General features: G+C 70.4%; 11 protein-coding genes. All 11 read left to right on the top strand.

The genetic code is table 11. From position 1 onward, the window contains the following. Positions 1–183 precede the first annotated feature (183 nt). The 11 genes from mraZ to murG all read left to right on the top strand — a co-directional run bounded on the left by mraZ (position 184) and on the right by murG (position 13,481). Positions 184–606 carry a division/cell wall cluster transcriptional repressor MraZ gene (mraZ, locus tag OG984_RS10620; RefSeq protein ID WP_008363047.1) on the top strand — a complete coding sequence of 141 codons (423 nt, stop codon included), beginning with the start codon at positions 184–186 and terminating at the stop codon, positions 604–606. Positions 607–841: 235 nt separating this feature from the next. Continuing rightward, a complete protein-coding gene (rsmH, locus tag OG984_RS10615) occupies positions 842–1,852 on the top strand; it encodes a 16S rRNA (cytosine(1402)-N(4))-methyltransferase RsmH (protein WP_328531551.1) in 1,011 nt (336 codons plus the stop codon). Then, complete coding sequence (locus OG984_RS10610; protein WP_328531550.1) at positions 1,849–2,442, top strand: hypothetical protein; 594 nt, start codon at positions 1,849–1,851, stop codon at positions 2,440–2,442. Before rsmH ends, OG984_RS10610 begins: the two co-directional genes overlap by 4 nt. Before the next feature lie 84 nt (positions 2,443–2,526). Continuing rightward, on the top strand, positions 2,527–4,278 hold the full coding sequence (locus tag OG984_RS10605) for a peptidoglycan D,D-transpeptidase FtsI family protein (protein ID WP_328531549.1): 1,752 nt from the start codon (positions 2,527–2,529) through the stop codon (positions 4,276–4,278). 164 nt (positions 4,279–4,442) lie between these two features. Then, on the top strand, positions 4,443–4,874 hold the full coding sequence (locus tag OG984_RS10600) for a MarR family winged helix-turn-helix transcriptional regulator (protein WP_328531548.1): 432 nt from the start codon (positions 4,443–4,445) through the stop codon (positions 4,872–4,874). A 144-nt stretch (positions 4,875–5,018) separates the two neighbouring features. Further along, complete coding sequence (locus OG984_RS10595; RefSeq protein ID WP_328531547.1) at positions 5,019–6,644, top strand: MFS transporter; 1,626 nt, start codon at positions 5,019–5,021, stop codon at positions 6,642–6,644. A gap of 138 nt (positions 6,645–6,782) precedes the next feature. After that, entirely contained in the window at positions 6,783–8,270 is a 1,488-nt protein-coding gene (locus tag OG984_RS10590) for a UDP-N-acetylmuramoyl-L-alanyl-D-glutamate--2,6-diaminopimelate ligase (RefSeq protein ID WP_442941007.1), read from the top strand. Between the two features lie 138 nt (positions 8,271–8,408). Continuing rightward, complete coding sequence (gene mraY / locus OG984_RS10585; protein WP_040757062.1) at positions 8,409–9,527, top strand: phospho-N-acetylmuramoyl-pentapeptide-transferase; 1,119 nt, start codon at positions 8,409–8,411, stop codon at positions 9,525–9,527. Next, positions 9,527–10,990 carry a UDP-N-acetylmuramoyl-L-alanine--D-glutamate ligase gene (gene murD / locus OG984_RS10580; protein WP_328531546.1) on the top strand — a complete coding sequence of 488 codons (1,464 nt, stop codon included), beginning with the start codon at positions 9,527–9,529 and terminating at the stop codon, positions 10,988–10,990. Before mraY ends, murD begins: the two co-directional genes overlap by 1 nt. 108 nt (positions 10,991–11,098) lie before the next feature. Beyond that, positions 11,099–12,391 (top strand): putative lipid II flippase FtsW, encoded by a 1,293-nt coding sequence (gene ftsW, locus OG984_RS10575; RefSeq protein ID WP_328531545.1) that lies wholly within the window; start codon positions 11,099–11,101, stop codon positions 12,389–12,391. 13 nt (positions 12,392–12,404) lie between these two features. Continuing rightward, positions 12,405–13,481, top strand: a complete 1,077-nt coding sequence (gene murG / locus OG984_RS10570; RefSeq protein WP_328531544.1) for an undecaprenyldiphospho-muramoylpentapeptide beta-N-acetylglucosaminyltransferase — start codon at positions 12,405–12,407, stop codon at positions 13,479–13,481. The last annotated feature ends 61 nt before the right edge of the window (positions 13,482–13,542 follow it).

The raw sequence follows: 13,542 nt of genomic DNA, 5'->3' as shown, positions 1-13,542 counted from the left end.
TGACCTGCCTGGGGGACGCGCGGCCGGCGGTCGACGACCTGGCCGCATCGGGCTGCGGGGAGCGGCAGGTGGTGCGAAAACACCTCGTGGGGGAGGAAGGTGGTTTGAATGTGGGGGATTGTGGGGTACGGTGGGGCAAAGTGGAGGAACGATCCACGTTGAGCTGACCGCGGGGGCGAGCACATGTTCTTCATGGGCACGTACACGCCGAAGCTCGACGAGAAGGGCCGGATCTTCCTTCCCGCAAAGTTCCGAGATCGACTGGCGGAGGGGGTTGTCGTGACGCAAGGTCAGGAGAACTGCCTCGTGGTGTGGCCCGAGGACGTCTTCATGCAGGAGGCGCAGCGGGCCCAGCAGACGCCGCTCACCTCTCGGGACGCACGCGACTACGCCCGTGTCCTCTTTGCGGGGGCCGAGCAGACGACACCGGACAAGCAGGGCCGGATCGGCATCCCGCCGCTCCTGCGTGACTACGCCGGGATCGTCAAGGACGTCGTCGTGATCGGTGTGATGGACCGGATCGAGATCTGGGACCCGGCCAAGTGGGCGGAGTACTCCGCGGGTGCACAGGCCAAGTTCGCAGACCTCGACGAGTCGACGGACTGATAAAGGGACAGATCGACAAAGCGACAAGCAACAAGACAAGTCAACAGCGGATCCGCAGGACGAGGTCTCAGTCCCGCTCCACTCATCCAGCCATCCGGGGCACCTTCCCCGGTTCCGGACGGCACTTGGTGGTGACGGAGCGGGCATGAGACCTGGCTCTGCGGATTCGTGGCGTTGTCAGCCCGTGGCTCTGCCGAAGAGGCGGGCGAGAACACACACCAGACGAAGCCGTGCGATGGGGGTCGAGGCGGTGACGAACCAGAAGCACGTGCCGGTGATGCTCGACCGCATCGTCGACCTGCTCGCACCCGCGCTCGCCGACGGCGGCGTCCTGGTCGACTGCACGACCGGCCACGGTGGTCACACCGAGGCGGTCCTCGAGCGGATCCCCGGGTCCCGCGTGATCGGCATCGACCGCGACACCTACGCCCTCGGCATCGCGGGGGAGCGGCTGGCGCGCTTCGGCGACCGGTGGACAGGAGTCCACGCGGTCTACGACGAGATCCTCGACGTGGTCGCCGGGCAGGGTCTGGACGAGGTCCAGGCGGTGCTCTTCGACCTCGGTGTCTCCTCGATGCAGCTCGACCAGCGTGAGCGTGGGTTCGCCTACGCCGAGGACGCTCCGCTCGACATGCGGATGGACGCCACTCGTGGCCAGACCGCGGCCGACGTGCTCAACACCTACTCGGCGGCGGACCTGACCCGGATCCTGCGGGACTACGGCGAGGAGAAGTTCGCCAAGAAGATCGCCTACGCCGTGGTCAAACGTCGGGAGAAGCAGCCGTTCACGACCTCGGGCCCGCTCGTGGAGCTCCTCTACGCGGAGATCCCGGCACCGGCCCGTCGCACTGGCGGACATCCGGCCAAGCGCACCTTCCAGGCGCTGCGGATGGAGGTCAACGACGAGCTCGGGGCGCTGCGTACGGCACTGCCGGCCTCGCTCGAGGCCGTCGGCGTCGGTGGCCGCGTGGTGGTCGAGTCCTACCACTCGCTGGAGGACCGGCTCACCAAGCGGGCCTTCGCCGAGGCGACCAAGCTGGACGTACCTCCCGACCTGCCGTTCGTGCCGCCCGACGCCGAGCCGTCCTTCCGCCTGCTCACCCGTGGTGCCGAGCAGGCGACCGAGGCGGAGATCGAGGAGAACCCGCGCGCCGCCTCGGTGAGGCTGCGCGCGGTGGAGCGCGTCAAGCCCCGATCCAACCCAAGAGACAACACAGCCAAGTCAACCCCTGGAGCAACCAGATGAGCATCGCCGCCGCGCCACAGGCGCCTGCGCGCCGCCCGGACCGGGCGGCCGAGACGACCCAGCCACGGCTCGCCGCCGTCCCGGCGCCGCTGCCGGCGCCGATGGCCCCGCGGCTGCCGTTCGTCGTGCTCGTCTCGATGCTGCTCGTCGGTGGCGTCGTGGGTCTGCTCGTCTTCAACACCTCCATGCAGCAGTCGGCCTTCCAGGAGCAGCGTCTCCAGGAGCAGGCGACCACGCTCGCCGCCCGCGAGCAGGCGCTCGACGGCGAGCTGAAGAAGATGGAGGACCCGCACAAGATCGCCGCCGAGGCGAAGGACCTGGGCATGGTCGTTCCGCAGAACGCGGCCATGCTGCGGGTCCCCGAGGCCAAGATCGAGGGCGAGGCGGCCCCGGCCGACCGGTCCGCGACGCCGCCGCTCCACCCGAAGGTCGCCAAGCCGTACAGCGTGCTGGTCGCCGAGCAGAAGGCGGCCGCGGCCGCCGCCGCGAAGAAGAAGGCGGCCGAGCTCGCCGAGAAGAAGCGCGAGCAGGAGGCTGCGGAGAAGCAGGCGACCGAGGAGCAGCGTACGTCGTCGGGCGAGGCCCGGTAGGGGAGGGGAACGATGGCCAGGCGACAGGTCCAGCGGAAGGTCCGCCGGCCGGCGCGACGGCCTGCCCCGCGGCCAGCATCCGCGGTGACGCGGCGACGCGGACCGGTGCACATCCGGCTCCGCGTCGGCTTCATCCTGGTGGCGATGGTGCTCTCGGTCTTCGGTGGCCGGCTGGTGCAGCTGCAGGGCATCGACCCGCACTCGTACGCTGCGATGGCGGCCGCCGAGAACGTCGTCGACGTCGTGCTGCCGGCCGAGCGTGGCGAGATCCTCGACCGCGACGGGGAGGCGCTGGCCGACTCCTCCGACGGGCTGATGGTGCTGGCCGACCCGAAGCAGACCAAGAAGGACGCCCCGGCGATCGCCGCGTTCCTGGCCAAGGAGCTCGGCGTCGACTACGCCTCGGCGCTCGCCAAGCTGCGCAAGGACGGCAGCCGGTTCCAGTACATCAAGCGCCAGGTGCCCGCGACCCAGGCGACCGCCGCGGTGGAGAAGGCCTCCAAGGAGGGCTACCAGGGGCTGTGGACCAGCCGCGACCCGCTGCGCAACTACCCCAACGGCGACGTCGCGGCCAACCTGGTCGGCTTCATGGGCAACGACGGCCCCCTCGCCGGTCTCGAGGCCGCCTTCGACAAGCACCTGGCCGGCAAGGACGGCCACGCCGAGTACGACGCGACCAGCCCGGTCAGCGGCACCCGGATGCCGCTGGGTACCAACAACCGCGTCGACCCCGTCGACGGCAACGACCTGACCCTCACCATCGACCGCGACCTGCAGTACTACGTGCAGCAGACCCTGATGGACGCCGTGCAGAACTCGCGCGCGGAGTCCGGGATGGCCGTGGTCATGGACACCCAGACCGGCGAGATCCTCAGCCTGGTCGACTACCCGACCTTCGACGCCCGCGACCCGGCCGCCTCTCCCAAGTCGCTGCGGGGTAGCAACGCCCTCTCCAACGTCTACGAGCCGGGCTCGGTCCAGAAGGTGCTCACCGTGGCCGGCCTGCTCGACCAGGGGCTCGTCTCGCCCTCGACCCGGATCCGGGTGCCGGAGTCCTACATGTCCGGCGGCGCCCCGATCCGCGACTGGTACCCCCACGGCGTCGAGAAGCTCACCCTCGCCGGCGTGATCGCGAAGTCCTCCAACATCGGCACCGTGATGGCCGCGGACAAGTACGCCGACGGCCAGCTGCGCGAATACCTGTCCGCCTTCGGCCAGGGCCGGCGCACCGGGCTGGGTCTGGACACCGAGTCGGCGGGCCTGCTGGCCTCTCCGGAGGCCTGGAGCGACGCCAACGAGGACCGCATCGACTTCGGTCAGTCGATCTCGGTCAACGCGGTGCAGATGACCGCGGCGCTCAACACGATCGCCAACGGCGGCGTACGGATCGACCCCAGCCTGATCGTCGGGAACGCGACCAACAACTCCGGTGCCGAGGTCGGCACCGACACCGCCCAGCGCAACCGGGTGGTGTCCCAGGAGGCGGCCTCCCAGACCGCGGAGATGATGGAGCGCGTCATCAACGACCCGGTCAACGGCACCGCCAAGCAGGCCGCCGTCCCCGGCTACCGCGTCTCCGGCAAGACCGGCACCGCGCAGCGGGTCAACTCCGAGTGCAAGTGCTACGACGGCACCAACACCGTCTCCTTCGGCGGCTTCGCCCCCACCGACGACCCGCGTTTCACGGTCTACGTGGCGATCCACAACCCCGGCAACGGCGGGGGTGGTGGCTCCGTGACCGGTCCGGTCTTCTCGCAGATCATGTCCTTCGCCCTGCGGCGCTACGGGGTCCCGCCGACCGGCACCGAGCCGTCGAAGATGCCCACTGGTTGGTGAGGCTTGTCCCAGGGATACCCGGTCGACCGGGTGTCCCTGGGGTTGACGGGCACTGAAACACCCGTCAACCCCACGATGTGCCCGTCAAGCACGCCGCGCCATCTCGCGATGCGGATCGAGCACTTCGATTGGCATCCAATACATAAGTGAGTTATGTTTTTGGGGTGAGCGCAGCATTGACCGGCCGGGACCTGGCACCCACCATGGAGCGCCTCGTGCGACTCGTGCGTGAGGTGTCGACGGCCGGCGAGGTCTCCACGACCGGTGCCGCCGTGCTCGCGCGGCTTGGCCGGCTCGGTGGCCAGCGGATCACCGACCTCGCCCGGGCCGAGGGCGTGTCCCAACCGGCGATGACCCAGCTGGTCAACAGGCTCGAGCAGGACGGGCTGGTGCGGCGTACCGCCGACCTTGCCGACCGCCGGGGAGTGCTCGTCGAGACCACCGACCGTGGTCGTGAGGTCACCACCGCCAGGCGTACGCAGCGGGCCGAGGCGCTCGAGGCGGCGCTGGAGCGCCTCGACGGGGGCGACCGGACGGCCATCGCGGCCGCCCTGCCCGCGCTCGACCGGCTCGTCGACGCCGTGCTCGATTCCTGACGCGCCGGCCTGCCGGCGACGCGTACGAACAACGTCTGAGAAGAGGCAAGAAGTATGAGCTCCCACCAAGGGGCAGCTGCCGCAAGTCCGTTCAAGCAACCTCGCGCCGTGTGGGCGGTCGCGTTCGCGTGCGTGGTGTCGTTCATGGGGATCGGGCTCGTCGACCCGATCCTGCCGGTGCTCGCCGAGGAGCTGAAGGCGACCCCCGCTCAGGTCTCGCTGCTGTTCACCAGCTATCTGGTGGTGACGGCTGTGGCGATGCTCGGGGTCGGCTGGGTCTCCAGCCGGATCGGCGCGAAGTGGACGCTGATCCTCGGTCTGGTCCTGATCGTGGTGTTCGCCGGGCTGGCCGGCACCGTCGACGGCGTGGACGGCATCGTCGGCTTCCGGGCCGGCTGGGGTCTGGGCAACGCCCTGTTCATCTCCACGAGCCTGGCGGTCATCGTCGGCTCGGCGACCGGGGGATTCGCGGGGGCGATCATCCTCTACGAGACCGCGCTCGGCCTCGGCATCGCGGTCGGTCCGCTCCTCGGCGGGGTGCTCGGCGGCATCTCCTGGCGCGGCCCGTTCTTCGGCGTCTCCGCGCTGATGGCGGTCGCCCTGGTCGCCACGCTGGTCTTCCTGCCGCCGACGCCGAAGCCGGAGAAGAAGGTCTCGCTGGTGGCCCCGCTGGCCGCGCTGCGCCACCGCGGGCTGTTGACGATGGGCATCATGGCGCTGCTCTACAACTGGGGCTTCTTCACCCTGCTCGGCTACGCGCCCTACCCGATGGGGCTGCACGACCCGCTGCAGCTCGGCTGGGTCTTCTTCGCCTGGGGCATCCTGGTCGCCGTCTTCGCCGTGTGGGGCGCGCCGTGGGCGCAGCGCCGCTTCGGCACCGCACCGACCCTCTACGTCAACCTGCTCGGCCTCGGCGTCCTGCTCGCCGTCATCGGCCTGGGCGTCTCCTCGCCGACCGTGGTGATCGTGGCCGTGATCCTGTCCGGTGTCTTCGTCGGCCTCAACAACACCCTGACCACCCAGGCGGTCATGCTGGTCTCGCCGGTGGAGCGGCCGATCGCCTCCTCGGCCTACGGCTTCGTACGCTTCATCGGCGGTGGCCTGGCCCCGTTCGCCGCGGGCAAGATCGCCGAGGCGACCGACCAGTCGGTGGCCTTCTACGTCGGCGCCGCCGCGTTCCTGGTCGCGATCCCCGTCCTGGCCAGCGGCCACAGGCTGATCACGGCCGCCGAGTCGGCCGAGACCGCCGAGCCGGTCGCGCCGACGCTGGAGCCGGTGGGACCCGTCCGCGGTGAGGGTCGCCCCGTGCTGGTCGCCGTCGGGGCCACCCTCGACGCCGACGCGGTCGTCGACCGGGCCGCCGAGATGGCCGCGGCCGAGGGCGCCCCGCTGGAGGTGGTCCACGTCCGCGAGACCGAGGTCGTCGAGGAGCTCGCGATCGACGCCGAGGAGCCCGAGACGGCCGCCGCGACCGTACGTGCCCACCTCGACCGCCTCGCCGCCCGCGGCGTGACCGCGACCGGACTCGTGCTGCACAGCGTCGGCGACCACGCCAGCGCCGGGACGGTGCTGGCCAGGTACGCCACCGAGGCCGGGGCCCGCACCATCGCGCTCGGCTCCTCGCCGCGGGGTCGTGCCGCCCAGCTCGCCGACGGTTCGATCACCTCCGCGGTCGTGCGCAACGCCGGCGTACCCGTCGTGCTCGTCGTCCCCGGCCAGGAGCCGCGCGAGCTCAGCGCCGCGGCACTGGCCCACCTGCGCCACGCCTGAGCGCCACGCCTGAGGTCGGCCCGGCGGGACCTCGTCCCGCCGGGCGGATAACCTTCGCGGGTGAGCAGTGCGTACGAGACGGCGGATCCCCAGAGCCCGACCCGCCCACGAGTGACCGAGCCGGTGACGCTGGCGGAGCTGGCCGGCGAGCTCGGCCTGGACGTACGCGGCGAGGCCCGTGTCATCGGCGTCACGCTGAGCTCCCAACGAGTGCTGCCCGGTGACCTCTACGCAGCGCTCCCCGGCAGCCGAGCGCACGGCGCGGACTACGCCGCCGGTGCCGTCGAGGCCGGAGCGGTGGCGGTGCTGACCGACGCGGCCGGTGCCGCCGCGCTGGAGGACCAGGGTCTCGGCGAGGTGCCGATGCTGCTCGTGGAGCAGCCGCGCAAGGTGCTCGGCGCCCTCTCGGCCCGCGTCTACGGCAACCCGTCCAGCAGGCTTCGGCTGATCGGCGTGACCGGCACCCAGGGCAAGACCACGACCACCCGGCTCGCCGAGAGTGCGCTGCTCGACGCCGGCCACCGTGCCGGTGTCATCGGCACGGTCGGCACCCGGATCGGCGGGCGCGACGTCAAGACGCCGCTCACCACGCCCGAGGCGCCCGACCTGCACGGGCTCTTCGCCCGGATGGTGGAGGAGGGCACCGAGGCCTGCGCGATGGAGGTCTCCTCCCACGCGCTGGTGATGGGACGTGTCGACGGGGTCGTCTTCGACGTCGCCGTCTTCCTCAACCTCGGCCGCGACCATCTCGACTTCCACGAGACGGTCGAGGACTACTACGCCGCGAAGGCCGACCTGTTCACTCCCGAGCGGGCGAAGCTCGGCATCGTCAACATCGACGACGAGCACGGCCGCCGGCTCGCGGCCGAGGCCAACATCCCGATCCTCACCTACGCCCTGCACGACGACGCCGCCGACTGGCGCGCCACCGACATCGAGCTGCGCCCCGACGGCTCCAGCTTCACCGTCCACGGCCCCGACGGCCTGTCGTTCCCGGCCGCGAGCCCCCTGGCCGGCGACTACAACGTGAGCAACACCCTCGCGGCCCTGGCGAGCATCCACCACGCGTACCAGGCTGGGCACGATGCCTCGGGCTCCGCTTCGGCAGACGTCGTACGCAGCGTCGCCGCCGCCCTCGCCAAGGGCTCCGGTGTCCCGGGGCGGCTCGAGCGGATCGACGAGGGCCAGCCGTTCACCGTGGTGGTCGACTACGCGCACAAGCCGGACGCGGTCGAGGCTGCGCTCGGCACGCTCCGCCCGCTGACCGAGTCCCGGCTGATCGTGGTGATCGGGGCCGGGGGAGACCGCGACACCGGCAAGCGGCCGATCATGGGCGAGATCAGCGCGCGCCTGGCCGACCACGTCATCGTCACCGACGACAACCCCCGCACCGAGGACCCGGCGAGCATCCGGCGACAGGTGCTGGCGGGCGCCACCGGCGGATCCGCGAGCGTCGAGGAGATCGGCGACCGGCGGGCTGCGATCGAGCGGGCGATCAGCCTCGCCCAGCCCGGCGATATCGTCGTCGTCGCAGGTAAGGGCCATGAGACGGGCCAGGAGATCAACGGCGTCACCCACCCGTTCGACGACCGCGAGGTCGTCCGCGAGGCGTTGGCGCAACACTGATCGATGCGCTGATACGGCGGGGTGCCGCAGAGCCGGCGAACCCGTAAGGAAGAATGCCTGAGGCCGGTGTCTTCGCTATGCACACCGGCCCGGGGGCAAGGACATGGAACGGCATGGCAAGGAAGGCACCCGGCTGACATGAGAGCGATCTTGCTGAGCGGAGCGATTGCGCTTCTGTTCTCGCTGCTCGGCACCCGATTTGCGATCGTACAGTTCACGAAGTTGGGCTACGGCCAGGAGATCCGCGAGGACGGGCCGACGACCCACCGCACCAAGCGCGGCACCCCGACCATGGGTGGCGTCGCGATCGTGATCTCGGTCCTCGTGGGCTTCATCGCGGCCAAGCTGCTGACCGGCGACGCCCCGAGCGCGACGGCCTACCTGCTGCTCTTCCTCCTGGTGGGCATGGCCGCCGTCGGCTTCGTCGACGACTTCATCAAGGTCTTCATGCAGCGCAACCTCGGTCTGCGCGCGTGGTCCAAGATGGTCGGGCAGACGCTGGTCGCGGTGGGCTTCGGCGTGGTGGCGATCCATCCGGCGATGGAGAACGAAGACGGCATCACACCGGCCGCCGACCAGCTCTCCTTCATCCGTGACTTCGGTCCCCATTTCCTCGGTGGCGACGGCCTGCTCTTCTGGCTCGGCGGCGCGCTGCTGCTGGCGATCTTCTGGGTGATGGTCACCGGCACCTCGAACGCCACCAACCTCACCGACGGGCTGGACGGCCTGCTGGCCGCCTCCTCGGCGATCGTCTTCGCCGCCTACACGATCATCTCGATCTGGCAGAACAACCAGCGGTGCGGCCGTCCCAGTGTGGAGATCGGCACCTGCTACGAGGTCCGCGACCCGCTCGACATGGCGATCCTCGGCGCCGCGATCAGCGGTGCCTGCATCGGCTTCCTGTGGTGGAACGCCAGCCCCGCGAAGATCTTCATGGGCGACACCGGCTCGCTCGCGCTCGGCTCCGTGCTCGCCGGCTTCGCGATCCTGTCGCACACCGAGTTCCTGCTGATCATCCTCGGCGGACTGTTCGTCATGGAGACCTCGGCGGTGATGCTCCAGGTGGGCTGGTTCAAGCTCTCCCGCCGCCTGACGGGAACACCGAAGCGGATCTTCCGGATGACACCGATCCATCACCACTTCGAGCTGCTCGGCTGGGAACAGGTCACCGTGGTGATCCGGTTCTGGATCATCACCGGCTTGTTCGTGGCCGCGGGCCTGGGAATCTTCTACGCCGAATGGGTGGCGACCATCTGATGACTGAGCCCGAGAACATGGCTGAGAAGCTCGACAAGCTCGGCCGCAACGACTCCTGGGAGGGCGTGAAGGCGGTCGTGGCCGGCTTCGGCGTCTCCGGGTTCGCCGCCGCCGACAACCTCACCCACCTGGGTGCCTCGGTGATCGCACTGGACGAGTCCCCGGGCGACGAGGAGCGACAGGAGAAGGCCAAGCTCCTCGGCATCCTCGGTGCCGACGTACGCCTCGGCGAGGGCGCCACCCACGTGCTGCCCGACGACGTCGACGTCGTGGTCACCTCGCCCGGCTGGCGGCCGACGGCCCCGCTGCTGGCGCAGGCGCGCGAGCGCGGGATCCCGATCTGGGGCGAGGTCGAGCTGGCCTGGCGGCTGCGCGACCCCGACAACGCCGCGCCCTGGCTGGCGGTCACCGGCACGAACGGCAAGACCACGACCGTGCAGATGCTCGACAACATCCTGCGTACGGCCGGGCTCCGGTCCGTGGCCGTCGGCAACGTCGGCCTGCCGATCGTCGAGGCCGTGATGGACCCCGAGCCCTACGACGTCTTCGCCGTCGAGCTCTCCTCCTTCCAGCTCCACTACACCTCCTCGATGGCCGCCGAGGCCGCCGTCGTGCTCAACATCGCCGAGGACCACCTCGACTGGTACCCCTCGATGGAGGACTACGCCGCCGACAAGGGCCGCGTCTACGAGGGCGTCGAGCGGGCCTGCGTCTACAACGTCGCCGACGAGGCCACCATGCACCTGGTCGAGGAGGCCGACGTCGTCGAGGGCGCCCGCGCGATCGGCTTCACGCTCGGCACCCCGGCCGTCGGTCAGGTGGGGGTCGTCGAGGACATCCTGGTCGACAGGGCCTTCATCGAGGAGCGCCAGACCTCCGCCGCCGAGCTGTGCCAGATCTCCGACCTGGCCTCCTCCGCGCCCCACTACGTCCAGAACGCGCTGGCCGCGGCCGCGCTCGCGCGTGCCCACGGGGTCTCCCAGGCCGCCGTACGCGACGGGCTGAAGTCGTTCCGCCCCGACGGCCACCGCATCGAGGTCGTCGCCGAGGTCGGCGGCGTCACCTGGGTCGACGACTCCAAGGCGACCAACCCGCACGCCGCCCAGGCCTCGCTGCAGGCCTACGACCCGGTGGTCTGGATCGCTGGCGGGCTGGCCAAGGGCGCCCGCTTCGACGACCTGGTCGCCTCCATCCACGACCGGTTGCGCGCCGTCATCCTGATCGGTCAGGACCGTGACGTGATCGCCACGGCTCTCGCCGCCCACGCCGGTGACCTGGAGATCGTCGAGCTCGACGACCCCGACGGCGAGGCCGCTCTCGCGGAGGCCGTCGAGATCGCCGCCGCGCTGGCCAAGCCCGGTGACACCGTGCTCCTGGCCCCGGGCTGCGCCAGCCAGGACCAGTTCCGCGACTACAAGGCCCGGGGCGACGCCTTCGCCGACGCCGTCCGCCGCACCGTCTGACCCTGCTCGCCGGCGGGGAGCCGACACGCGGGGGAGATGCGCGGGGAACGCCGCGACGGCGGCCAGAATGTAACGGACGTACTGGGACAGGAACGGGGAGGTAGGACCGTGACGACCACCAGCCCCGACCAGACCGGTGCCGGCTCGGCCGAGCAGGCCAAGGCGTACCCGAAGTCGGTCCTCGGCTACCTCAAGGCCTGGTTCCATGCGCTGCGGGTGGCCCTGAACCGGCCCCTGGCCGCCTACTACCTGCTGCTCACCAGCACCTCGCTGCTGCTGACCATCGGCCTGATCATGGTGCTGAGCGCCTCGAGCGTGTGGGCCTACCAGTACCTGGGCAACTCCTACGCCATCGTCGGGCGGCAGGTGCTCTGGGTGATCATCGGTATCCCGTGCGCGTTCATCGCCTCCAGGGTCCGGCCCAAGCACCTGCGCCGGCTCGCGTGGCCGGGCTACGTCGTGGCCTGCGTGCTGCTCTTCCTGACGATCTTCCTGGGCCACGACGTCAACGGCCAGCAGAACTGGATCGGCGCCGGCCCGGTCAAGATCCAGCCGTCCGAGATCGCCAAGCTGGCGATCGTGCTGTGGTCCGCCCACGTCTACGCGCTCAAGGACCGCCGGCTCGACAGTCTCCACGAGGTGCTGATGCCGGTCCTGCCCGGCATCGCGGTGGCCACGGGACTGGTGCTGGCCGGCAAGGATCTCGGCACCGCGCTGGTCTTCTTCGCGATCGTGCTCGGGATGCTGTGGGTGGTCGGCGCGCCCGGCAAGCTCTTCGGGATCGCGATCTCGATCATCGGGGTCTCGGTGTTGTTCCTGATCAGCACCGACACCGAGCGGCTCGCCCGGCTGACCAGCTTCGCGGACCCGTTCAAGGACTACCACGGCCAGGGGTGGCAGCCCTCCCACGGTCTCTACGCGCTCAGCTCCGGCGGCGTCCTGGGGCAGGGGATCGGAGCCTCCCAGCAGAAGTGGGGCGACCTGCCCGAGGCCCACACCGACTACATCTTCGCGGTGCTGGGCGAGGAGCTCGGCCTGGTCGGCACCCTGCTCGTGGTCGGCCTCTTCCTGACCCTCGCCTTCGCGCTGATCAAGGTCGCGCGCCAGACCGACCGGCCGTTCGTGCGCTACTTCAGCTTCGGTGTGCTGGTCTGGCTGCTCGGCCAGATGATCATCAACGTCGGCATGGTGCTCGCGCTGCTGCCGGTCATCGGGATCCCGCTGCCGCTGGTCTCCTACGGCGGTTCGGCGCTGATCCCGTCGATGGTGGCGCTGGGCGTCGTGATCGGCTTCGCCCGTCGTGAACCGGCAGCAGCGGCGGCGCTGAAGCAGCGTAAAGCCTTGGCAAAGGATCGCGCGCGCCAGGCAGCCGCTTACCGGTCCGCCCAACGCAACCGATAAGTTCGGACGCATCATGAAGGCCCTCCTCGCCGGCGGTGGCACCGCTGGACACACATCCCCCCTGCTCGCCACGGCTGACGCCCTGCGCCGACTCGACCCCAGCGTGGAGGTGACCTGCCTCGGCACGCCTCGCGGCCTGGAGAACCAGGTGGTTCCCGCCGCGGGCTACCCGCTCGAGCTGATCCCGCCGGTCCCGATGCCGCGCCAGCTCAGCAGCGACCTGCTGAAGGTGCCGGCCAACCTCAAGGGCGCGGTCGACGCGACCTACGAGGTGCTCGACCGGGTCCGTCCCGACGTCGTCGTCGGCTACGGCGGCTACGTCTCGATGCCGGCCTACCTCGCCGCGAAGCGGCGCCGCATCCCGATCGTCGTGCACGAGGGCAACGCGATGCCCGGGCTCGCCAACAAGGCGGGAGCCCGGGTCGCCGACCGGGTCGCGGTGAGCTTCCCCGACACCAAGCTGCCCAAGGCCGAATACATCGGCCTGCCGATCCGCCGGATGATCTCGACGCTCGACCGCTGGGCGCTGCGCGCCGAGGCGCGCAGCTTCTTCGGGCTCGACCAGCACCGTCCCACGATCGTGGTCACCGGCGGCTCGCAGGGCGCCCGGACCATCAACGAGGCGGTCTCCGGCGCCTACCCGACCCTGGCCAGCAACGGGATCCAGGTGCTTCACGTGATCGGCCCGAAGAACGAGCTGGCCTCGCCCGGCCCCGGCTACCACGTGCTCAACTACGTCGACCGGATGGATCTCGCGCTGGCCGCCGCCGACCTGATGATCTGCCGCTCCGGCGCCAACTCGGTGATCGAGGCGAGCGCCGTGGGTGTCCCCGCCGTCTACGTACCTCTCCCGATCGGCAACGGCGAGCAGTCGCTCAACGCGCGCGCGGTCGTCGACGCTGGTGGCGCGGTGCTGGTCCCCGACGCCGAGATGAACGCCGCGTGGGTCACCAGCCACGTACCCCCGATCGTCACGGACCGTGCCCGGCTCGAGGCCATGTCGAAGGCGGCCAGCGACCTGGTCCCGCGCGACGCCGACGAGCGGCTGGCGCGGATGATCTTCGAGGTCGTCGCAGGAGGTAAGTCGTGAGCGAGCGTCAGCGAGCGAACCGCGGGCACAACATGCCGACGCGTCCGTATCCTTTCTCTTC

It is taken from the genome of Nocardioides sp. NBC_00368, assembly GCF_036090055.1.
Taxonomy (GTDB): Bacteria; Actinomycetota; Actinomycetes; order Propionibacteriales; family Nocardioidaceae; genus Nocardioides.
Note: the sequence above shows the minus strand (reverse complement) of the source record. Positions and strands in the feature narration are given on the sequence as shown.